Origin of the sequence: Klebsiella sp. 141162, from assembly GCF_050600755.1 — a bacterium.
In the GTDB taxonomy this organism is placed as follows: Bacteria; Pseudomonadota; Gammaproteobacteria; order Enterobacterales; family Enterobacteriaceae; genus Klebsiella; species Klebsiella aerogenes.
The window spans coordinates 93,036-114,564 of the sequence record NZ_JAQIRI010000009.1; the positions used below are offsets into that span (position 1 = coordinate 93,036).

21 protein-coding genes are annotated in these 21,529 nt (G+C 58.2%); 10 read left to right on the top strand and 11 right to left on the bottom strand.

Annotation, left to right across the window (positions count from 1 at the left end):
• Positions 1-248: 248 nt before the first annotated feature.
• Both PGR23_RS20305 and pobA read right to left on the bottom strand, forming a co-directional pair.
• Complete coding sequence (locus PGR23_RS20305; RefSeq protein WP_045395518.1) at positions 249-1,118, bottom strand: helix-turn-helix domain-containing protein; 870 nt, start codon at positions 1,116-1,118, stop codon at positions 249-251.
• A gap of 24 nt (positions 1,119-1,142) precedes the next feature.
• Positions 1,143-2,327, bottom strand: a complete 1,185-nt coding sequence (pobA, locus tag PGR23_RS20310) for a 4-hydroxybenzoate 3-monooxygenase (RefSeq protein ID WP_045395516.1) — start codon at positions 2,325-2,327, stop codon at positions 1,143-1,145.
• 270 nt (positions 2,328-2,597) lie between these two features.
• On the opposite strand from pobA, the gene PGR23_RS20315 reads away from it, so the two are divergent.
• The 6 genes from PGR23_RS20315 (at position 2,598) to opgB (ending at position 8,311) form a co-directional block, all read left to right on the top strand.
• Positions 2,598-3,374, top strand: a complete 777-nt coding sequence (locus PGR23_RS20315) for a threonine/serine ThrE exporter family protein (protein WP_047043890.1) — start codon at positions 2,598-2,600, stop codon at positions 3,372-3,374.
• A complete protein-coding gene (locus PGR23_RS20320) occupies positions 3,365-3,838 on the top strand; it encodes a threonine/serine exporter (protein ID WP_045395512.1) in 474 nt (157 codons plus the stop codon). Before PGR23_RS20315 ends, PGR23_RS20320 begins: the two co-directional genes overlap by 10 nt.
• Before the next feature lie 85 nt (positions 3,839-3,923).
• Positions 3,924-4,463: a primosomal protein DnaT gene (gene dnaT / locus PGR23_RS20325; protein WP_047043888.1), complete on the top strand. Its 540-nt coding sequence runs from the start codon at positions 3,924-3,926 to the stop codon at positions 4,461-4,463.
• Between the two features lie 2 nt (positions 4,464-4,465).
• A complete protein-coding gene (dnaC, locus tag PGR23_RS20330) occupies positions 4,466-5,203 on the top strand; it encodes a DNA replication protein DnaC (protein WP_026612409.1) in 738 nt (245 codons plus the stop codon).
• A 65-nt stretch (positions 5,204-5,268) separates the two neighbouring features.
• Positions 5,269-5,763 carry a DUF2501 domain-containing protein gene (locus PGR23_RS20335; RefSeq protein WP_316423468.1) on the top strand — a complete coding sequence of 165 codons (495 nt, stop codon included), beginning with the start codon at positions 5,269-5,271 and terminating at the stop codon, positions 5,761-5,763.
• 256 nt (positions 5,764-6,019) lie between these two features.
• Positions 6,020-8,311, top strand: coding sequence for a phosphatidylglycerol--membrane-oligosaccharide glycerophosphotransferase (gene opgB, locus PGR23_RS20340; protein ID WP_396279947.1), 2,292 nt, complete (start codon positions 6,020-6,022; stop codon positions 8,309-8,311).
• 27 nt (positions 8,312-8,338) lie between these two features.
• Here opgB and PGR23_RS20345 read toward each other — a convergent pair whose 3' ends face one another.
• Complete coding sequence (locus PGR23_RS20345) at positions 8,339-9,154, bottom strand: GNAT family N-acetyltransferase (RefSeq protein ID WP_396279948.1); 816 nt, start codon at positions 9,152-9,154, stop codon at positions 8,339-8,341.
• 32 nt (positions 9,155-9,186) lie between these two features.
• Between PGR23_RS20345 and PGR23_RS20350 the strand changes: the two genes are divergently transcribed.
• Both PGR23_RS20350 and PGR23_RS20355 read left to right on the top strand, forming a co-directional pair.
• Positions 9,187-9,720 (top strand): GNAT family N-acetyltransferase, encoded by a 534-nt coding sequence (locus PGR23_RS20350; RefSeq protein ID WP_396279949.1) that lies wholly within the window; start codon positions 9,187-9,189, stop codon positions 9,718-9,720.
• An 81-nt stretch (positions 9,721-9,801) separates the two neighbouring features.
• Positions 9,802-10,665: a MurR/RpiR family transcriptional regulator gene (locus tag PGR23_RS20355; RefSeq protein WP_015368411.1), complete on the top strand. Its 864-nt coding sequence runs from the start codon at positions 9,802-9,804 to the stop codon at positions 10,663-10,665.
• Here PGR23_RS20355 and PGR23_RS20360 read toward each other — a convergent pair.
• From PGR23_RS20360 to PGR23_RS20380, 5 genes are all read right to left on the bottom strand, one after another.
• Positions 10,662-11,261 (bottom strand): 2-dehydro-3-deoxy-6-phosphogalactonate aldolase, encoded by a 600-nt coding sequence (locus PGR23_RS20360; RefSeq protein ID WP_047043878.1) that lies wholly within the window; start codon positions 11,259-11,261, stop codon positions 10,662-10,664. The genes PGR23_RS20355 and PGR23_RS20360 overlap by 4 nt on opposite strands.
• Positions 11,248-12,120: a 2-dehydro-3-deoxygalactonokinase gene (locus PGR23_RS20365; RefSeq protein ID WP_396279951.1), complete on the bottom strand. Its 873-nt coding sequence runs from the start codon at positions 12,118-12,120 to the stop codon at positions 11,248-11,250. The genes PGR23_RS20360 and PGR23_RS20365 overlap by 14 nt, the downstream gene beginning before the upstream one ends.
• Before the next feature lie 9 nt (positions 12,121-12,129).
• On the bottom strand, positions 12,130-13,617 hold the full coding sequence (locus PGR23_RS20370; protein ID WP_047043874.1) for a sodium:solute symporter family protein: 1,488 nt from the start codon (positions 13,615-13,617) through the stop codon (positions 12,130-12,132).
• A gap of 186 nt (positions 13,618-13,803) precedes the next feature.
• The gene (locus PGR23_RS20375; RefSeq protein WP_047043872.1) at positions 13,804-14,196 is read right to left on the bottom strand and encodes a RidA family protein; all 393 of its coding nucleotides are present in this window, start codon (positions 14,194-14,196) and stop codon (positions 13,804-13,806) included.
• A gap of 10 nt (positions 14,197-14,206) precedes the next feature.
• On the bottom strand, positions 14,207-15,646 hold the full coding sequence (locus tag PGR23_RS20380) for an N-acyl-D-amino-acid deacylase family protein (protein WP_047078023.1): 1,440 nt from the start codon (positions 15,644-15,646) through the stop codon (positions 14,207-14,209).
• Between PGR23_RS20380 and PGR23_RS20385 the strand changes: the two genes are divergently transcribed.
• Positions 15,624-15,803: a hypothetical protein gene (locus PGR23_RS20385; protein WP_042929906.1), complete on the top strand. Its 180-nt coding sequence runs from the start codon at positions 15,624-15,626 to the stop codon at positions 15,801-15,803. The genes PGR23_RS20380 and PGR23_RS20385 overlap by 23 nt on opposite strands.
• Positions 15,804-15,846: 43 nt before the next feature.
• Entirely contained in the window at positions 15,847-17,067 is a 1,221-nt protein-coding gene (locus PGR23_RS20390; protein WP_396279952.1) for an amino acid deaminase, read from the top strand.
• A 203-nt stretch (positions 17,068-17,270) separates the two neighbouring features.
• Here PGR23_RS20390 and PGR23_RS20395 read toward each other — a convergent pair whose 3' ends face one another.
• Genes PGR23_RS20395 through PGR23_RS20405 form a run of 3 tightly spaced genes read right to left on the bottom strand, consistent with a single transcriptional unit; the run spans position 17,271 to position 21,520 of the window.
• Positions 17,271-18,287 (bottom strand): Ldh family oxidoreductase, encoded by a 1,017-nt coding sequence (locus PGR23_RS20395; protein WP_047078025.1) that lies wholly within the window; start codon positions 18,285-18,287, stop codon positions 17,271-17,273.
• 11 nt (positions 18,288-18,298) lie between these two features.
• The gene (locus PGR23_RS20400) at positions 18,299-19,900 is read right to left on the bottom strand and encodes an APC family permease (RefSeq protein WP_045395494.1); all 1,602 of its coding nucleotides are present in this window, start codon (positions 19,898-19,900) and stop codon (positions 18,299-18,301) included.
• A gap of 15 nt (positions 19,901-19,915) precedes the next feature.
• Positions 19,916-21,520 carry an aldehyde dehydrogenase (NADP(+)) gene (locus PGR23_RS20405; protein ID WP_047078026.1) on the bottom strand — a complete coding sequence of 535 codons (1,605 nt, stop codon included), beginning with the start codon at positions 21,518-21,520 and terminating at the stop codon, positions 19,916-19,918.
• Between the last annotated feature and the right edge of the window lie 9 nt (positions 21,521-21,529).

Consider the following 21,529-nt stretch of genomic DNA (forward strand, 5'->3'; position numbering starts at 1 on the left):
ACCTCCTGTCAAAGATTCAAACCCAAATAAGTAATGGATTAATGGCTACAATAATATTATTTGCCAATTGAATCTTTATCGTCCCTGGCGGGCATGACGTATGCCCTGAACTTCATTCCATAACCATGAGAGATATATTAGCATTACTCTCACCAGCGATTTACCCTAACACAAAATGATGTCATCAATAAATTAGAAAAAATTAAAACCCTCATTAGTAAAATTACCTTTAAAATTAAATAAATAACTTATTTAATTTCTTTCCTAAATGCTTTCGGTGAGATCCCGCTATAGCGCCTAAAGAATCTCGAAAAATAAGCAGCATCAGTAAATCCTAAATAATCAGAAAGTTGGGTGATAGTCATGCTGGTATATTGTAGGTTACGCCGTGCTTCTAACATTAAACGTTGATGTAATACGCCTAATGCGCTGCAGCCATGAAATTCACGACACAAATAATTTAAATGCGTTGTGGAGAGCCCCACTAGCCTTGCATATTCAGCCAGCGGCAGATGTTCCCGATAGTGGCTTTCAATCAGACGTGAAAAATGCCGCATGACGCTGCGCTTACGCTCTGCTTTGTCCTCTGTCATTGGTGTCGGCTGGCACTGGCGATTTAACCATACCAATAGTGCTCCCAGCAGCGAATGCAGCATCATTTCGCGCGCATCATGCTCCTCGCAATACTCTTCACGCAAGGCGGTAAACAGTGAACGAATATGGCCGCGGGAGCGTTTCACCGCCACGCACTGCGGCTGCGATAGCACATCAAGCGTACGCCCAAACTGGTTTTCAAAGCGGCTCAGCAACGGCTGCGACAGCGACAGGACAAACCCTTGGGTACCGGGCGAGAAACGAAAGCCGTGGATGCATAATGCCGGCACGACCTGAATACAGGCTTCGGTCATCACCCTGGTGACGCCTTCAATTTCAATTTCAGCACGCCCCTTATGCAGATATAACAGCTGTACCATTTCGGCATGTTGATGTACGCGGATATGCCACTCATAAAGGCTGCTGCGCTGCAAAATGGATTCGCAATGCAGCAGATCCGGCGTCGGCCAACCGCGCTCTTCGCCATACAAGGTAAAAACGGGAATCGTGTTCGCGGTTAACATGGTCTCTCCAGTTTTCGTTTGTCGTTACGTGACGCGCTCCATCGGCAACCCCACATAGTTTTCGGCAATGGTCGTTAGCCCAGCGCGAGAACCCAGATAGTAGCGGCGGTCGGCGGCCTGCATTTTTTTATCGAATTCATTCTGTTCAGGAAAGTCGTGCAACAGGCGAGTCATAAACCAGCTGAATCTTTCTCCTTTCCACACGCGATCGAGAGCAAAGCGTGAATAGCTGGCGATCAGGTCCTCGCGGCCATGGTGATAATATTCGCGCAGGATCCGCCATAAATAATTGACATCCGACGCCGCCAGATTCAGCCCCTTTGCGCCGGTTGGCGGCACGATATGCGCGGCATCGCCGACCAGAAACAGTCTGCCGTACTGCATCGGCTCAACGACGTAACTGCGCAGCGGCGCAATACTTTTCTCAAGTGAGTGACCAGTCACTAACTTATTTGCCAGATCCTCCGGCAGACGGCGTTTTAGCTCATCCCAGAAGCGTTCATCAGACCACGCCGAGACGCTATCGCTTAGCGGTACCTGCAGGTAATAGCGGCTGCGGGTGAGTGAGCGCTGACTACACAATACAAACCCGCGTTCATGATGGGCGTAAATCAGTTCCGGATTCACCGGCGGCGTATCCGCCAGCAAACCTAACCAACCAAACGGCCACACGCTTTCATACTCTTTGAGAATGTCACGTGGAATGCTTTGCCGCGAAACGCCGTGGAAGCCATCGCAACCTGCAATAAAATCGCACTCCAGGCGACATTTTTCGCCGCCGCTTACGTATGAGACTGCCGGCCGATCGCTTTTAACATCTTCGAGTGCAACCTCGCTAACGCCATAAATAATCGGCGCGCCGCTGTCGCGTCTTGCCGCCATCAGGTCACGGGTAACTTCGGTCTGACCATAGACCATCACGCTTTTACCGCCGGTCAACTCGCTGAGCGGTACCGGCACTCGTTGGCCTTCAAATAAAAACTCTACGCCATGATGAACCAGCCCTTCCGCGTCCATTCGCTTTGCCACCCCTGCTTCGCGCAGTAGCTCGACGGTACCATTTTCCAGTATCCCGGCGCGGATGCGCCCCAGCACATATTCCGCACTCTGACGCTCAAGGATAACGGTATGAATACCAGCATTATGCAGCAGTTGGCCCAACAGCAGCCCCGACGGGCCCGCGCCAATAATGGCAACCTGTGTTCTCATAGGGTACTCGCTCTCGAAAGTTAATTATTTGTTTGTTTTTTGTTTATTAAAAGTTCACAGATGCATTTTTGATAACTCAAACGGGAAAAAGAAGGGATGAATGGCGGTAAAAATTGCACTTTCCAACGAAGTGACGAAAGTGTGGCGCGGTTCAAATTTCAGCCAACGCCATTGATGGAGCAATTTTTGCACATTGTTTGATCCCGCACGCCGCACAACGGGGTGGAGTTCAGGTAAAAGTATCAATAGAGACGCGGACAGCAGGTACTTATGCAGGTAGATAAATCAGAACAGCGCGCCATCACCCGGCTGTGTATTCAGTGTGCCCTTTATTTACTCCAGCACGGCGCGGAAAGCGCGCTGGTGGAAGAGCTTTCTACCCGCCTTGGGCGGGCATTAGGCATGGATAGCGTTGAGAGCGCCATCTCTTCTAACGCGATTGTGCTAACGACGATTAAAGATGGTGAATGCCTGACGTCCACGCGCAAAAACAGCGATCGCGGAATTAACATGCACGTGGTGACGGAGGTACAGCATATCGTGATCATGGCCGAACATAAGCTGCTGGATTATAAAGACGTCGAGAAGCGCTTCGCGCAAATTAAACCCCTACGCTACCCGCGTTGGCTGCTGGTGTTGATGGTTGGCCTTTCCTGCGCCTGCTTTTGTAAATTGAACAACGGCGGTTGGGATGGCGCGGTGGTCACCTTCTTTGCCAGCACCGTCGCCATGTATATTCGCCAGTTGCTGACCCATCGCTCCATGCATCCGCAGATTAATTTCTGCATTACCGCCTTCGTCGCCACCACGATTTCCGGGCTAATGCTGCGCCTGCCGGCATTTAGCGACACGCCGACTATCGCCATGGCCGCCAGCGTGCTGTTGCTGGTTCCCGGCTTTCCGTTAATTAACGCCGTCGCCGATATGTTCAAGGGCCATATCAATACCGGGCTGGCCCGCTGGGCGATCGCCAGCCTGCTGACGCTGGCGACCTGTATCGGGGTGGTGATGGCAATGACCGTGTGGGGGCTACGAGGATGGGCATAATCTCTTTTCTTTTCGACCTGGCGCAGGATATGGCGCTGGCGGCCATCCCTGCAGTCGGCTTTGCGATGGTGTTCAACGTCCCACAGCGCGCGCTGCGCTGGTGCGCATTACTGGGCGCTATCGGCCACGGCTCGCGGATGGTAATGATGAGCGCAGGCTTCAATATTGAATGGGCCACCTTTCTCGCCGCGTTACTGGTCGGCAGTATCGGCATTCAGTGGTCGCGCTGGTATCTGGCGCATCCGAAGATATTTACCGTCGCCGCGGTGATCCCAATGTTTCCGGGTATTTCGGCCTATACGGCGATGATCTCGGCCGTCAAAATCAGCCATTTTGGTTATTCCGAGGAGATGATGATTATGCTGCTGAGCAATTTTTTAAAAGCCTCCTCCATCGTCGGGGCGCTCTCTATCGGGCTTTCTATCCCTGGGCTGTGGCTGTACCGCAAACGCCCGCGCGTGTAACCGGCAGCGCTGCTTCCTGGCCTCGCACTATGCTACTATGTCAGCAATTCCCCCACTCTTTGCTGTTCAGAGTTGAGATAGCGTTATGTCTTCACGAATTTTAACCACCGACTTTTGCGGTCTTGACGATTTCGTCGAGAACCACGCGGCCAGGCTGCAAAAATCAGCCAGCGGCGCCGTCGCCGTGTTTGCCAATAACGCCCCGGCGTTTTACGCGCTGACGCCGGAGCGCCTGGCGCAGCTGCTGGAGCTGGAAGCGAAACTGGCGCGCCCCACCAGCGATATCGCGCTGGATGCGCAGTTCTTTGACGAGCCGAGCGCCGCGCCCGTCGCCGTGCCGATGGGTAAATTCGCCATGTATGCCGGCTGGCAGCCGGATGCCGATTTTCAACGTCTGGCGGCGTTATGGGGCATCGCCCTGACGCAGCCGGTCACCCCGGAAGAACTGGCCGCCTTCGTCGCCTACTGGCAGGCGGAAGGCAAAGTTTTCCACCACGTGCAGTGGCAGCAAAAGCTGGCGCGTAGCGTGCAAATTGGCCGCGCCAGCAACGGCGGGCAGCCGAAGCGCGACGTAAACACCATTAGCGAACCCGATAACCAGATCCCGCGAGGTTTCCGAGGATGAGCATGAAAAACGTTGGCGATCTTATGAAGCGCCTGCAAAAAATGATGCCAGCCCACGTGCAACCGGCGTTTAAAACCGGCGAAGAGCTGTTGGCCTGGCAAAAAGAACAAGGCAAGCTGCGTTCGGAGGCGCTGGAGCGGGAAAACCGGGCGATGAAAATGCAGCGCACCTTTAACCGCTCCGGGATCCGCCCCTTACATCAAAATTGTTCATTCGATAATTACCGCGTCGAAAACGACGGGCAGATGATCGCCCTGTCCCGCGCTCGTCAGTACGTTGAAGAGTTTGACGGCAACATCGCGAGCTTTATTTTCTCCGGCAAGCCGGGCACCGGTAAAAATCATCTTGCCGCCGCTATCTGCAACGAGCTGCTGCTGCGCGGTAAATCGGTATTAATCATCACCGTCGCCGATATTATGTCGGCAATGAAAGATACCTTCGGTAATCGGGAAACCAGCGAAGAGCAACTGCTAAGCGACCTGAGCCGGGTCGATCTGCTGGTTATCGACGAAATCGGTATGCAAACGGAATCGCGCTACGAGAAAGTGATCATCAACCAGATTGTCGATCGTCGCTCCTCCTCGAAACGTCCAACCGGCATGCTGACCAACAGTACGATGGACGAAATGAACAAACTGCTCGGCGAACGCGTCATGGATCGCATGCGCCTCGGCAATAGCCTGTGGGTGAACTTCACCTGGGATAGCTACCGCGATCGCGTTACCGGTAAAGAGTATTGAGAGATTTCCGAGCTCAAGCGGCGTTATACTGAAGAGATTCTTAAGTAACGACGAAGAGTACGTTTATGAAATCTTTGCAGACAGCTTTTTGCGCCGCTATCGCAGCCGGCGCGGTGATGGCGGCCCCCACCTACGCCGCCTCCTGGCAGGACTCACTCAATAGCGCCGCCAGCCAGCTCAGCAGCAGCAGTTCCCAACAGAGCGGCGGCGGTATGTCGATGTCGTCCTTAACCAGCCTGCTCAACGGCGGCAACCAGGCGCTCACCTCCAGCAGCATGAACAATGCCGCCGGCGTTCTCTCTTACTGCGCGCAAAAAAAACTGACCTCGGTCACCAACGCCGACAACGTGAAAAACCAGGTACTGGATAAGCTTGGCCTGAGCACGCCGGAGAAACAGAAACAAGATACCGGTTATCTGGAAGGGCTACAGGGATTGCTGAGCAGCAATAACGGCCAGCAGTTGAATCTCAACACCCTCGGCAGCAGCCCGCTGGCTGAAAAAGTGAAGACCAAGGCCTGTGACCTGGTGCTGAAACAGGGCGTTAATTTCCTGTCTTAAATTTCCCCGCCGATGCCGCGTTTGGCGCTTTAGCGTTGCCAGCGCGGCCGCAATCGCTATTTTTACTTTTCTGCTCCTGTTTTCCGCGCTATGACAGGATGAGACATCGTACAAAAAAGACGCTTTCTAAACCAATTCTGAATCACAGCACACTTTCATGACACTACAATTGCAGCAGAAAGACGCTGCCATTACAGTGTAGCGTGAAAATCGATCTATCCGGCCAGCCCGCCGCTGGCGCACATGAGGGTTAGCTGTGTCAGAGTTGTTATCCATCGCCTTGTTTCTCGCCTCGGTGGTGATCTATGCCTGGAAAGCCGGTCGCAATACCTGGTGGTTTTCTGCCACTCTTGCGGTGCTGGGGCTGTTTGTTGTGCTCAATATCACCCTCTACGCCAGCGACTACTTCACCGGCGACGGTATTAACGACGCGGTACTTTATACCCTGACCAACAGCCTGACCGGCGCGGGCGTCAGTAAATATATTCTGCCAGGTATCGGTCTGGTGCTGGCGCTGGTCGCCGTATTTGGCGCTCTCGGCTGGATATTACGCCGTCGCCGCCATCATCCGCATCACTTTGGCTACAGCCTGATTGCGCTGGTACTGGCGCTGGCCTCCGTCGACGCCAGCCCGGCGTTCCGCCAAATCACCGAACTCGTGAAATCGCAGTCCCGCGACGGCGATCCGGACTTCACGGCTTACTACAAAGAGCCGTCGAAAAGCATCAACAATCCGCATCTGAATCTGGTCTATATCTACGGCGAGAGCCTGGAACGCACCTACTTCAATAACGAGGCTTTCCCGGAGCTGACGCCGGAACTGGGTAAAATCAAAAGCGAAGGGCTGGATTTCAGCAACACCGCGCAGCTTCCCGGCACCGATTACACCATCGCCGGTATGGTCGCTTCCCAGTGCGGTATTCCGCTGTTCGCGCCGTTCGAAGGCAACGCTTCCGCGGCGGTATCCAGCTTCTTCCCGCAAAATATCTGCCTTGGCGATATCCTGAAAAACTCCGGTTACGAAAACTACTTTGTGCAGGGCGCCAACCTGCGTTTTGCCGGTAAAGACGTTTTCCTCAAATCTCACGGTTTCGATCACTTGTTCGGCGCGGAAGAGCTGAAAACAACGGTGGCCGACCCCTCCTACCGCAACGACTGGGGCTTCTACGACGACACCGTGCTCGACGAAACGTGGAAAAAGTTCGAAGAGCTCTCCCAATCCGGCAAACGCTTCTCGCTGTTCGCCCTCACCGTCGATACCCACCACCCTGACGGCTTTATCTCGCGCACCTGCGAGCGCAAACGCTATGACATGGATGGCAAAAAGAACCTCTCCTTCAGCGCCGTGGCCTGTAGCCAGGAGCACATCGCCGCGCTGATTGAAAAGATTAAGGCCTCGCCGTACTTCAAAAATACGGTCATCGTGGTCTCGTCCGATCATCTGGCGATGAAAAACAGCGCCTGGGATTATCTGAACAAACAGGATCGCAGCAATCTGTTCTTTATCCTGCGCGGCGACCAGCCTCAACAGGATGTGCTGGCCGTGAAGCGTAATACCATGGATAACGGCGCAACGGTGCTGGATATTCTCGGCGGCGATAACTATATCGGCCTCGGCCGCAGCAGCCTTTCCGCCGAATCGCTTTCAACCATTTTCATGAATATGAAAGAGAAAGTGCTGGCCTGGAAGCCGGATGTCATTCGTCTGTGGAATTTCCCGAAGGAGATTAAGAGCTTCAGTATCGACTCGCAGAAGAACATGATCGCATTCTCCGGTAGCCACTTCCGTCTGCCGCTGCTGCTGCGGGTCTCGGATCAGCGCGTCGAACCGATTCCGGAAAGCGAATACTCGGCGCCGCTGCGCTTTCAGCTGGCGGACTTCGCCCCGCGCGACAACTTCGTATGGGTCGACCGCTGCTACAAGATGGGCCAACTGTGGCGGCCGGAACTGGCGCTGTCCACCGACTGGTGCGTCTCTCAGGGTCAACTGGGCGGCGAACAAAAAGTACAGCATGTCGATAAGCCGCAGTGGCAGGGCAAAACCGCCTTCAAAGATACCGTCATCGATATGGAGCGCTATAAAGGCAACGTCGATACGTTGAAAATTGTCGATAACGATATTCGCTACAAAGCCGACAGTTTCGTGTTTAACGTCGCCGGCGCGCCGGAAGAAGTTAAACAGTTCAGCGGCATCTCGCGACCTGAGCTATGGGGACGCTGGTCCAACGCTCAGCTCGGAGACGAAGTGAAGATTGAGTACAAAGAGCCACTGCCGGAAAAATTCGACCTGGTGATCACCGCCAAAGCCTTCGGCCCGAACGCCAACCAGCAGATACCGGTACGCGTCGGGAAAAGTGAGCAAGTACTTACTTTAGCCAATGAAGTGACCACCACAACGCTGCATTTCGACAATCCGGCGCGCAGCAACACCTTAACTATCACTCCGCCGGAACCGCAGTCCACCAACGAAGGCAACATTGTCGGTCACGCGCCGCGCCAGTTAGGCATTGGCATGGTGGATATTAAAATCGTCAGACGCGAAGGCTAATACCCGTAGCCCGGCTCCGCCGCCGGGCTAGTTCAACGGTAGGCACATCTCGTACTGCTGCAGCGTCAGCGGCGCATAGCCCGCCGATTTAAACAGCGGCGTGAAGGTTTCCGGGATGGTCACCGAAGTGCTTAGTCCAGGAAACTGTTGAGCCAGCGCGAGCAGCATTTCTCGCCCCAGCCCGCGTCCGCGCGCCGCAGGCGTCAGCCATAAAAACTGTAGCTGCGGCTTGCTGGCGGTGATTGCCAGCACGGCGAAGGCCTGCTGCTGCAGCGTCAACGCCCGACAGGGCAAGGTAATAAAGGTCAGCGGATCCAGCAGCCACGGCAGTTGTCCTTCCAGCTCTACGCTTGCATGACGCAGCAGGCTCAGCAAATCGTAATCCTCCAGGGTGGACTCACGCGGGTCCGCTTGCGCCGCGCTGAGATAGCCGCACAGCCCGTGACGCACGGTAAAACCCAATGACTGATACAGCGCCACCGCCCGGTGATTATCGCGGATCACTTCCAGCCACATTCGCTGTACGCCCTGAGCGCGTAAATCGGCGATAAGCGAAGTCATCAATTGTCGCCCTCGTCCTTTGCCGCGAAAGCCGGGATGAATAGCAAAAGCCGCCAGCCGCGCATCGCGCCCGCGGCGGGCGATGAGCCCGATAGCGGCCGGTTCATCTCCTGCCAACCACACTTTAGACTGCAACAGGTTTAACCCTTCTGCGCTAAAGCGCTGTACAAACAGATCTACCGACATCGACACCGGCACCAGATAATCGGCAAAGCAGTCATTCAAAATCGTAGTCAACTGCGCGCCGCTAAACTGGACGGCAGGAACGGCGGTGAACTCCATGCATTTCTCCCTGAGGCTGCTATGCTGAGGCAATGAAAACTAACACTATAAACCCCACCATCACTTTTCGCCTGACCGAAGAACGCGATCTGCCGCTGCTGCCCGCGCTGGAACGTTCGGCGGCACAGTCCTTTGCGCGCATTCCCGCTTTCGCCTGGCTGGCGGAAAGCCCGGTGATGAGCGTTGAACAGCACCGGCAATACCTGGAAACCGGCCACAGTCTACTGGCGCTCGCTGACGACAGGCCCGTCGGTTTCCTGCTGAGCGAGCCGCTGAACGATGCGCTATTTATTGTAGAAATCTCCGTCCATCAGCAGTGGCAGGGCCAGGGCATTGGCCGCGCCTTGCTTAGCCAAACTATCGACACCGCCCGCCGCGACGGCTTCCCGGCGGTGACGCTCACCACCTTTCGCGAGGTGCCGTGGAACGCGCCCTTTTATACCCGGCTGGGCTTCACCATCCTCAATGAACTGCACCTACCCGAAGGGCTGGCGGCGAAACGCGCGCTGGAAGCAGAGCACGGCCTGACGGCGGAAACCCGCTGCGCGATGCGCCTTGATTTTTAACGCCGCGAGAGGCGCCGCGCTGATTTTGTCACCGGTATATGGTACAAAGTACCATTCCCAATACATAACCTGATACCCGGAATGGCCTACTCGATCGATATCATCTCCTGCATCACCGACCGCTTTATGGCGCTGACCGCGACCGAAAAGCGCATTGCGCAGTTTATTCTCGACGACGTCGCCGCCGCGGCGGAAATGCCGATTGCCGAACTGGCGCGCCTGACCGACACCAGCCAGGCATCGGTGACGCGCTTTGCGCGTGCGCTGGGCTGTAAAGACGTGCGCGAACTGAAAATGAAGCTCGCCCAGTCGCTGGCCATTGGTCAGCGCTTTATTCTCGATGTGCCGGATCTGGAAGGCGTACAGGGAATTTATGAGTCGATCATCAGCGTGCTGGAAACCAACCGCCGGGCGCTGGATCTTGCGGCGCTGAAACGCGCGGTGGAATGGATTAGCGACGCCCGTCAGGTGCTTGCGCTGGGTATGGGCGGCGGTTCGACCATCTGCGCGCAGGAGATCCAGTATCGCTTGTTCCGCCTCGGGTTACCGGTAGTCAGCCAGAGCGATGGCCTGCTGGTGCGCATGATGAGTTCAGCGGTAACGGCGAAAGATGTGGTGATTGTGCTGTCGCTCGGCGGCTATACCAAAGAGATGATCGAAAGCGCCGCCATCGCCCGGCAATACGGGGCGAAAATTGTTGCCATTACCCCGCCGGAAACGCCGCTGGCGGCGCAGGCCGATATCGTGCTGCCGCTACTGGTGAGCGAAAACGACTATATCTTTAAGCCCAGCGCTTCACGCTATGCGATGCTGGCGATGGTAGATGTGTTGGCCACCGAGCTGGCGATGGCCAATAAACCGCAGGCGAAAGACCGTCTGCGCCGCATTAAGCTGGCGCTCGACGACCACCGTGACGGCGTCGACCGACTGCCGCTCGGCGATTAATCGCCGCAGGCGGCGATAAAGCGTTGCGCCTGCTGGCGGGTACGCGCCAACGGCTGCCCGGCGCGGTAGAGATCGCTGCCTAATCCCGCCCCCGCGCAGCCCGCCTGACGCCAGCTGTGCAGATTTTCCGGCGTCACGCCGCCGACCGCCAGCACCGGCACCTCCGGCGGCAACACCGCTTTCAGCGCGCGGATATAGTCCGGGCCGAATGCCGATGACGGAAAGATTTTCAGCCATTGCGCCCCGGCATCCAGCGCGCTAAACGCCTCGGAGGCCGTCGCGCAGCCGGCGCACACCAGCATCCCCTTATCTACCGCGCGGCGGATCACCGCCGGGGCCGTATTGGGCGTCACGATAAGCTTCGCCCCGGCTTCAGCCAGAAAATCAACCTGTTCAACCTTCAGCACCGTCCCTGCGCCAATCACCGCCCGCTCGCCAAACTGGCGCACCATCGCTGGAATACTCTGCTGCCAGTCCGGCGAGTTAAGCGGAATTTCAATATAGCGAAAACCCGCATCGATTAGCGCGGCGATATGCTCCGCCGCCTCATCGGGTTGAATACCGCGTAAAATCGCCACCAGTTTAACCTTGTCCATCTATCATCCTCGCCATACCCGAAAGAAACGCCGCCTCGCCGGAACAACAAGAAACGGCCAATCCGCGTGCCGCCATCGCCTGCTGATAACGTGCGCTGAGCGAGTGCTCACCAACCAGCACCACGCGGCTGGCGCGGTAGCGTTCGCTAAAGGTCGCCACTTCCGCGCCAATCAACAGCCCGGAGAGATAATCGCTCACCGAAGTTGCCGCCAGCGCCCCTAACACCCGCGCGGCGCGAGCGCTGAATAACCCGTCCAGCAGCGCCGGCTGATTTAGCCCTTTTTCCATACCGAGGGCGAAAGCGGCGTCATCAGGTTGTTGTGCCGGCAGTTGCTGGCCGAGCAGCGAATGGTTAAGCAACAGGTGATGCAGTTCGCCGGTCATCGCGGTGGCGAACTGGCGCACCACGCCGTTCTGCACCTGCACCCATTTGCAGTGGGTGCCGGGCATCACGTAACACTCCGCGGGCATCCGTTGCCAGGCCCCCAGCAGCTGGGTCTCCTCGCCGCGCATCACGTCGTACTCTGCGGCCTGCGCTACTTTCAGCCCCGGCACGATCCACACTTTTTCCGCCACCTCATGTAACTGACCGTTGAGCGCCTCCAGCGCCAGCGGGCAGGCCAGATAAGCCACCGGTTGCCAACCAGCATCGCTACCGATCATGCCCGCCATCACCACCGGCAGCGCGGGGTCGCCGCGCCATGGCGCCAGCTGCTGCTGAAAAACCGCTTCGGCGCGCTGCCCGTTCAGGCGCGTGATGCCGTAAGGCAGCTTCAGCTTGTCGATGCATTCGCCATCGCGCATCCGCCATGCCCGCAGCTGCGTAGAGCCCCAATCGACGGCAATATACTCGTTCATGATGGCCCCTTACCCGCGTGAGGTATGACGTTTGCCAATTGGCAGCGGCGGCGGCGTTGGGCGGCTTTCACGTTCGTGGGTAATCATTTCCAGCGCCTGCTCGCGGCTCAGGCTGCTGGCCGGGGTCACTAACGTCACCACAACCGAAGCCACCAGGCTCGTCAGTACCGCCGGAATACACGGGTTGCCCCAGAACGCCAGCCAGTCGCTATCCACCAGCACCGCAACCGATGCCCCGGCGCCGCCGGCCAGCGCAGCGACCGCGCCCTGCCAGTTAAAGCGTGTCCAGAAACGGCCAAGCATGGTGCAGATAAACATCCCGGACATAATCATCGAGATCATTTTGGTGATATAGCTGATGATGTCGTTGGAGGTCAGGGCAAACAGCAGCGCCAGCGCAATCACCAGAACCAGGAAGATCCGCGACAGGCGAATCGCTTTCTCCGGCGCGGGCATATGGCCGGTCACCAGGGTGTAGAGGTCGCGCAGCATAATGGACACCGCGGCGATGGCATCAGAGCTGCCGGAAGACATATTGGCCGACATGCCGGCAATCAGGATCGCCATCGCCAGCACCGGCGGCAGCACCTGGGTGGCAAACAAGAAGGCGAAGCCGCTGTTCTCCAACTGCGGGTTCATGGTCCATACCGCCATACCGATGATCGCCGGCAGGAAGGAAAATCCCAAATACAGCAGGCCGGTAATCGTGAAGGACTGACGTACCGAAGAGACGGTCTTCGCCGAGTAAATACGCTGGCGATAAGAAGGGGTCGCCAGCACGCCGACGCCGATCACCATCGCCAGCGATAGCGCCGGCAGCACGCCTAATTTATCGACCGCGAACAGGCTTTGCGCCGCCGGATCGACGGCCTGCTGAATATGGCTCCAGCCGCCAACGTGATGGACTGCGAGTACCGCCATTAAAATAAAGCCGACGAACAGCACGATCGATTGAATAGTATCGATCCACACCACCGCGGAATAGCCGCCAATACCGACATAAACCACAAAAGCCAGCGCGATAATAATTTTCGCGACATTAATATCAATGCCGCTGGCCCACGCCAGATATAATCCGCCACCTAATATATGCGCTCCCAGCCAGCCGATAGAGGCAATAAAAATAAGTATCGCGACGAGGTTTTTAATTATTTTACTGCCGCCGGTGTAATACGACATTTCTTCACTCATGGTCATGAAGCGAAGTTTACGTACCGGAGCGAATAACCATGCCACCAGCAGAATCCCCACCGCGCCGCCGAGGCCGTAAAGCATCCCGGCCCAGCCGTTGCTGTAGCCAAAGCCGACGGCGCCGACGCTGGAGCCGGTGCCCACCATGGTGCCGACCGTCGAACCGAGAGTGAGGATCATCGGCAGCGAACGGCCGCCAAGTAAAAAGTCTTCGCCGGTTTTCTGTTTGCGCGAAACGTACCAGCCTAAGGTAATCATCGCGCAGGCATAAACGGAAAACCAAATCATAAATGACATATTATTCATGGCTCACATCCAGACGTAATAAATAATATTCGTGCCGCTGAATATTATGAGTTAACAGGAACCATGCCTGAAAAAAGGCATAGCGAACCCAGTGGCACCGATTTATTTATTCACTCTGGTGCCGATATCACACTTTTTTGATGCTCCCTCCCGCAAAGGGAGGGATTTATTTTTAGGTTTCGGGCGTTATTGTCGCGCAGCGTTAAAACAGGTCACATCCACTTCTACTTTACAATCCACCACCAGGTCCGCCACGCAGCAAATGCGCGCTGGCGGATTATCGCCAAAGAACTCGCGAAAAACCTTATTGAACGACTGAAAATAGCGCGCGTCGGTGAGGATCACTTTCACGTGCACCACGTCCGCCATGCCGTAACCTGCTTCGCTCATGATGTCGACGCAGTTCTGGATCGCCAGCCGCGATTGTTCGACGATGCCGCCTTCCACGACTTCGCCATTTTTCATCGGCGTCTGCCCGGAGACATATAGCCAGCCGCCCGCTTCCACCGCGCGGGCGAACGGCAGATGCTGACCGCCGGTTCCGGTACCGCCTTCCACGCCATAACGTTTGATACTCATACTCAACTCCTTAGTCCATCCGACGGCGCAGGAAACGCCCTGCCCGCCCGGTAATTTTCTTATCACTGCCGTAGCTCATCACGCCGTTGACCATCACCGCCTCAATGCCGTCCGCCGGGCGTTTCGGGTCGGAGAAACTGGCGACATCGCGCACCGTCTGCGGGTCAAACAGCACCAGGTCGGCGAAGTAGCCAATTTTCACCAGCCCGCGATCCGCCAGCTGGAAGCGCGCCGCCGACAGCCCGGTCATCTTGTGTACCGCGGTAGTCAGCGGGAATAGCTGCTCGTCGCGGCTATAGTGACCAAGTACCCGCGGGAAGGCGCCCCACAGGCGCGGATGCGGCATCGGATCGTTCGGTAGCCCGTCAGAGCCAATCATGGTGACCGGATAGCGCATCACCCGCCGTACGTCCTGTTCATCCATGTTGTAGTAGATAGCGCCCGCCGGCATCAGCCGCGCCGCGGCCTCGTGCAGGCTCACCTGCCACTCATCGGCGATCTGCTGCAGCGTTTTCCCCGCCTGCTCCGGCTGCGCTTCGGACCAGGTGATCACGATATCAAACTCATCGGTCACCTGTTTCATATCCAGCGTCGACGAGCTGGCGGAGTAGGGATAACAGTCGCAGGCGATATCCTGCTGCTGGCGCATCTCATCGAAAAACGCCAGCGTCTCTTTGGTACGCCCCCAGTTTTTCGCCCCGGCGCACTTGTGGTGCGAAACCACCACCGGCACGTTGCCGTGACGGCCGATACGGAAGGCTTCGTCCAGCGCCTCAAGAATCGGCTCGAACTCCGAGCGTAAATGGGTGGTATAGACACCCTTCCCGGCGGCTAGCTCTTCCGCCAACGCCATCACCTCTTCGGTGGTCGACTGGAAGGCGCTGGCGTAGGCCAGCCCGGTACTGAGCCCTAATGCCCCCTGGCGCAGCGCATCGCGTAGCTGTACGCGCATGCCGGCGATTTCCGTCTCGTTCGCCGGACGAAACAGATCGTCCATATGGTTATTGCGCAGCGCGGTGTGACCGATTAACGTGCCGACATTCAGCGACGGCCGCGCCGCTTCAACCGCATGGGCATAAGCCTCCACGGTGGGATAGATAAAGTGCTGCTGCTCGCCAAGGAGATTCATCGGGTCCGGCACCTCGCCGCGCATAGTGGCGGTCGCCGCGCTAATCCCGCAGTTGCCGACGATCACCGTCGTCACCCCCTGGCTGAGCTTCGGCAAGTACTCAGGCATGCGGATAACGTTGATATCATCATGGGTATGCACATCAATAAAGCCCGGCGCCAGTACCCGCCCCTGGCCATCAATTTCCTGCTCCGCCGCGACGTCCAGCGCCGGGGCGATAGCGATTATTCGGTCGCCCTTCACCGCCACATCGGCACGGTATTGCGGCCCGCCGCTCCCGTCGATCACCGTGACGTTTTTGAAAAGCCAGTCAACTTTCATAGCAATTACTCCCTTTCGACATGCCGATAAGTTAACCATTTACAAGCGCAAAAAACAGTGGAAAACTACGCAAAACCCAGATCATTTTGTGATACTTTTATTCAAAACAAATAACATTTTTATATTAAAAATATATTTATCAAATAGTTATAAATGATACCCAGCGACTAACCGATTATAAACCCTGAAAGGATAGTGTTATGAAATACCATTCAGCACCGCTCATCCCGCACAAATCCGCCCTCATGTCCGCGCCGGCTAATCTGCTGGCGGAAGAGGTCTGTCTGCCCGCCGCGCTGTTAAAAAAGTCGGCGCTGGAAAACAATATTTCATGGATGCAGCGCTATGCCGACGCCCGCGGCGTGTCGCTGGCGCCGCATGGTAAAACGACAATGACGCCATGGATATTTCAGGCGCAGCAGCGAGCGGGAGCGTGGGGGATCGGCGTGGGTAGCGCCTGGCAGGCCAGCGCGGCGATGGCCAGCGGCATCCAACGCATCCTGATGGTCAATCAACTGGTCGGCAAGGCCAATATGCAGGTGGTCGCGCAGCTAAAAGCCCACTATCGGGCAGTGGATTTTATCTGTTGCGTCGATAGCGAGGCCAATGTGCGCGCCCTCTCCGAGTTCTTCGCCGCCCAGGGGCAAACGCTGGATGTGCTGATTGAACTTGGCGTGCCGGGCGGGCGCTGCGGCTGTCGTAGCGTCGATGACGCGCTGGCGCTGGCGCAGCGGGTAAGCGACCTGCCGGGGTTACGGCTACGCGGACTGGAATTGTATGAAGGAGTGCTGCACGGCGACGATCCGCAGCCGCAGGTAGAGGCGCTGTTACAGCAGGCCGCGGCGCTTGCCTGCCGCATGGAGCCGCTGGTTGACGGCGAATTTATTCTCACCGGCGCGGGCACAGTCTGGTATGACGTGGTGTGCAACATCTGGCTGGCGGCGGCAAAACCGCGCCGCTGCCGTATCGTTATTCGCCCTGGCTGTTATATCACCCACGATCGCGGGATCTACGATCTCGCACAACAAGAGCTGATCGCCCGCGATCCGATTGCCTGCGATCTCGCCGGCGATCTCACTTCAGCGCTGGAGCTGATGGCGATGGTGCAATCGGTGCCGGAGGCGGATCGCGCGGTGGTGAATTTCGGCAAGCGCGACTGCGCTTTCGACGCCGGGCTGCCGCAGCCGATCGCCCATTATCGTAACGGCCTCCAGTTAGCGCTGCGCGCGGAGTCGATCGTCAGCACCGGCATCATGGACCAGCACTGCATGCTGCGCCTGGCGCCGGGCAGCGATGTGCAGGTCGGCGATATTCTGCTGTTCGGCACCTCGCACCCGTGTCTGACCTTTGATAAGTGGAAGACGTTGCTGCTGGTCGATAACGACTACAACGTGCTGGACGAGCTCGACACGCTGTTTTGACAGATATCCCGGGTGGCGGCGCTTCGCGCCTTACCCCGGCTACACAACCCGCGACGTTCGGTAGCCCGGCTAAGCGTAGCGCAAGCCGGGGGATGTCCCGGTGGCGGCGCTTCGCGCCTTACCCGGGCTACACAACCCGCGGCGTTCGGTAGCCCGACTAAGCGTAGCGCAAGCCGGGGGATGTCCCGGGTGGCGGCTGCGCCTTACCCGCCCTGGCGCAAGGCGCAAATCTCATCATGCAATGAACGGCTGATGACTACCCCCTGCCGCTCACTCTGCTGGCGGCAGGCGAAACGCCGCTCGCCCGGCAGCCGCGCGCCCTGATCCTGCATCGCATTGAACAGCGTTTCGGCGCGCTCCAGCTGCTCTTGTGCCTGCGCGCCGAGAAAGCGCTGCGGATCCAGCGCCAGGATAAGCTCGCCGCCGTAGGGGAGACCGCCCGCGCCGTTATCCCACGCCAGCGATTCGGCGCTGGTCATATCGCCGATAAGCGGCCCGGCCAGCAGCTCGACCATTGCCGCCAGCGCCGAGCCCTTATGGCCGCCGAAAGTTAACATCGCGCCGTTCAGCACCTCCGCGGCATCGGTCGTCGGCTGTCCCTGACTGTCGATTCCCCACCCTTGCGGTAGCGCTTTGCCGGCGCGCTGATGCAGCTGGATCTCGCCGCGCGCCGCGGCGCTGGTCGCCATATCAACAATAAACGGCGGCTTATCCCGCCGCGGCCAGCCAAAGGCGATAGGGTTGGTGCCGAACAGCGGACGCGTGCCGCCCGCCGGGGCGACCCAGGCGTGGCTTGGCGTGCAGGACAGCCCCACCAGCCCTGCCTCGGTCAACGGCTCAATATCGGCAAACAGCGCGGAAAAATGGACGCAGCGGTTAATCGCCAACGCCGCAATGCCGCTGTGCCGCGCCTTCTCCAGCAGTAACGGCAGCGCGCGCTCGTAGGCCAGCAGCGAAAAGGCGCCGCCGGCGTCCGCCCGCGCAATCGCCGGCGCCTGATCGTGGATTTGCGGCTCGGCATCAGGCGATACCTTGCCTTTACGCAAGGTATCGACAATGCCCAACAGCCGCCACAGGCCGTGGGAAGCGCAGCCGTCGCGCTCCCCGGCGGCCACATTACGTGCAATGGCCGCCGCGTGGTCGGCGCTAAATCCATTGGCGCTGAGTACCTCCAGCGCCAGGTCATAAGCTTCAGGTAACGATAGAGTTACCGACTCCATACTGTTCTCCTTTACTCTTCTTCGTCTCCGCTAAAGTTAGCCTGCGGCAGGCAGCTGCGCGCGCCCCAGTAGTAAATCCCCAACGACATCGCCGCCACCAGCACCGTATCCCAGGGGTGACCTATGACATTAAGCCCGCCGAAGCTGCCCAGCCAGGAAAAGAGGATAATCAACGCATAAAAAACGATCAGCCACAGCGACGATTTCACCTGCTGCGCCAGGCTCACGGTATGTTCCGGCACCTTACCTTTGCACATCACATAGACGACAAACATCACGATTTGCAGCCCCAACAGCCACGAGAGCGTATTCCAGCCGGACCAGTAGACAATCAGCGCCGAGATCATAAACGATACCGGGCCGATGATGCCGAAGGCGCGCACGCGGAAAGGCCGCGGCAGATCCGGCGCGTTGCGGCGCAGCCCGGCGGCGGTTACCGGGGCGATGGCGTAGCTCAGCACCAGGGCAGCCGACACCACGCTAATCAGCTGTTCCCAGGAGGGGAACGGCAGCGTCCAGAAAATCGACAGTCCAAAAGTCAGCCATAGCGCCGGGCGCGGAATACCGGACTCTTTATCAATATGGGTAAAGGCTTTAAAGAAGGTACCCGCCTTCGCCCAGCCGTAGATCACCCGCGGCGTCGCGTTCATATAGATATTGCCGGTGCCGCTCGGGGAGATGATCGCATCGCTTATCACCATAAAGGCCAGCCAGCCCATGCCGAGGGTAATAGCGATATCGCGATACGGCAGCGAGAACTGTTTGCTCACCTCGGCCCAACCGCCGCTTAGCATCTCGGTGGGGATACTGCCAAGGAACGCCAGCTGCAGCAGCACGTAGATAATCGTCGACAGCACCACTGATAAAATCAACGCGATAGGGATAGTGCGCTGCGGCTTTTGCACTTCGCTGGCTACCGAGATAATCGGCGTCAATCCTAGATAAGCGAAGATAATTCCCCCCGCACTGATCGCCGCTTCCACCCCGGACATGCCGAATGGCGCAATACCCTGAGCGTGCAGGTTCTCCGGTTTAAAGAAGGCGAATAGCGTCACCACCACCAGCAGCGGCACCAGAAACTTGAGCACGCTGATGAAGTTGTTCGATCGGGCGAAGGTCTTGACGCTGTAGTAGTTCAGCGCAAAGAAGAAACAGAGCAGCAGGAACTGCACCACCCACCCCAGCAGCGTCGGCGAACTGGAACCCGGCTGGGTCAACGCCGGAAACCAGGCCGCGGCATATTGCCGGGCGGCGACGATTTCAATTGAGATCAGGCTGGAGAAAGCGATCAAGGTGATGAACCCCAGCAGATAGCCCATCAGCTCACCGTGGGAAAAGACCGGGTAGCGAATAATGCCGCCGGCGCGCGGCAGCGCCGCCCCCAGTTCGCAGTAGACAATCCCCAACAGCAATACTGCAAAACCGCCGATCACCCACGACGCGATCCCGGCCGGACCGGCGATGGAGGCCACGTGGCTGGCGGCGAATAACCATCCGGAGCCGAAAATCGCGCCCAGGCCGATAAACGTGAGATCCGTTAGGGTCAGCTGTTTTTTAAACTTACCCGACTCTGCAACGCGGGTTTGACTGTTATGCGTAGAGTGAATGGTCATGGTGATGCCCTTGCGTCAATGAGAGGAGGAAATCGCTTCCCGGGTCCACTGGCCGTTGACCAGGCGCAGCAGGTTCAAAGGGTTCGCATCCTGCAGCGCCGGCGGTAACAGGGCGGCGGGCGCGTTCTGCAGACAGACCGGGCGCAGAAAGCGTTCAATCGCCCGGCTGCCAACCGAAGTCCCGCGCGCGTCGGTGGTCGCCGGCCACGGGCCGCCGTGGACCATCGCATCGCACACTTCCACGCCGGTGGGATAACCGTTAAACAGTACCCGTCCGGCCTTTTCGCAAAGCAGCGGTAGCAGGCTCGCCGCCAGCGGGCCATCATCCGCCTCGGCATGCAGCGTCGCGGTGAGCTGCCCCTGCAGCGCTTTCACCACCGCCTGCAGCTGGGCCACGTCGTCCACTTCCACCAGTAGCGATAACGGGCCGAAAACCTCAGTCTGCAGCAGCGTATCCTGCGCCAGTAGATCCTCGGCCTGAGCCTGCCACAGCAGGGTCTGCGCCTGCCCGGCGCCGGCGGCGATGCCGTTCGCCAGCTTCTCGATACGCGGGTGCGCCGCAAGCGCCGCCACGCCCTGATGGTAGTGCTGAAGGGTCGGCGCATTGAGCAACACCTGCGGCGGGGAGCCCGCTACCGCCGCGCACAGCGCCGACTTAAAGCGTTCCAGCCCGGCGCCGCGCAGCGCCAGAATCAGCCCCGGACGGGTACAGAACTGGCCGCCGCCGAGGGTGAATGACGCCACCAGCTCGTTTGCCAGCGCCTCGGCCCGCGTCTGCAGCGCCTGCGGCAGAATAATCAATGGGTTAATCGCCGACATTTCAGCAAACAGCGGGATTGGCTGCGGGCGCTGCTGCGCCAGCTGATACAGCGCCTTACCACCGGCCAGCGAACCGGTAAAGCCAACGGCCTGAATCGCCGGATGGCGGACCAATTCGGCGCCAATATCGGTCCCGAAAATCATATTGAATACGCCGCCGGGTAAACCGCACCGCACCACCGCCCGGACGATCGCTTCAGCGGTCAGCTCGGCGGTGGCCATATGGCCCGGATGGGCCTTCACCACCACCGGGCAGCCAGCCGCCAGCGCCGAGGCGGTATCGCCGCCGGCGGTGGAAAAGGCCAACGGAAAGTTGCTGGCGCCAAACACCGCCACCGGCCCTAACGCCAGCTGATACTGGCGCAGGTCCGGGCGCGGCAGCGGCTGACGGTCGGCTAAGGCGGTATCAATACGGGCGGTGAAGGTATCGCCGCGCTGGATCACCCCAGCAAACATTCTCAGCTGGCCGCTGGTGCGCGCCCGTTCACCCTGCAGCCGCGCCAGCGGCAGCGCTGTCTCCTGTCCGGCGATAGCAAAAAACGCCTCGCCCAGCGCATCCAGTTCATCAGCAATGGCGTTGAGAAAGCGCGCCCGCTGCTGCGGCGTGGTTCGTGAATAGACGGCAAAGGCCTGCTGCGCGGCTTCTGCGGCCTGAGCGGCTTCCTCGCGTGAAGCCGGATAAAAGCGGTGGCCGGTGGCTTCGCCGTCCACCGCCCGCAGGCTCAATAGCGTCGCCTCACCGCTGGCAATGCGGCGTCCGGCAATAAACTGCCGTCCCGCCGTGGTCTGAGATGCATTCATATTGACTCC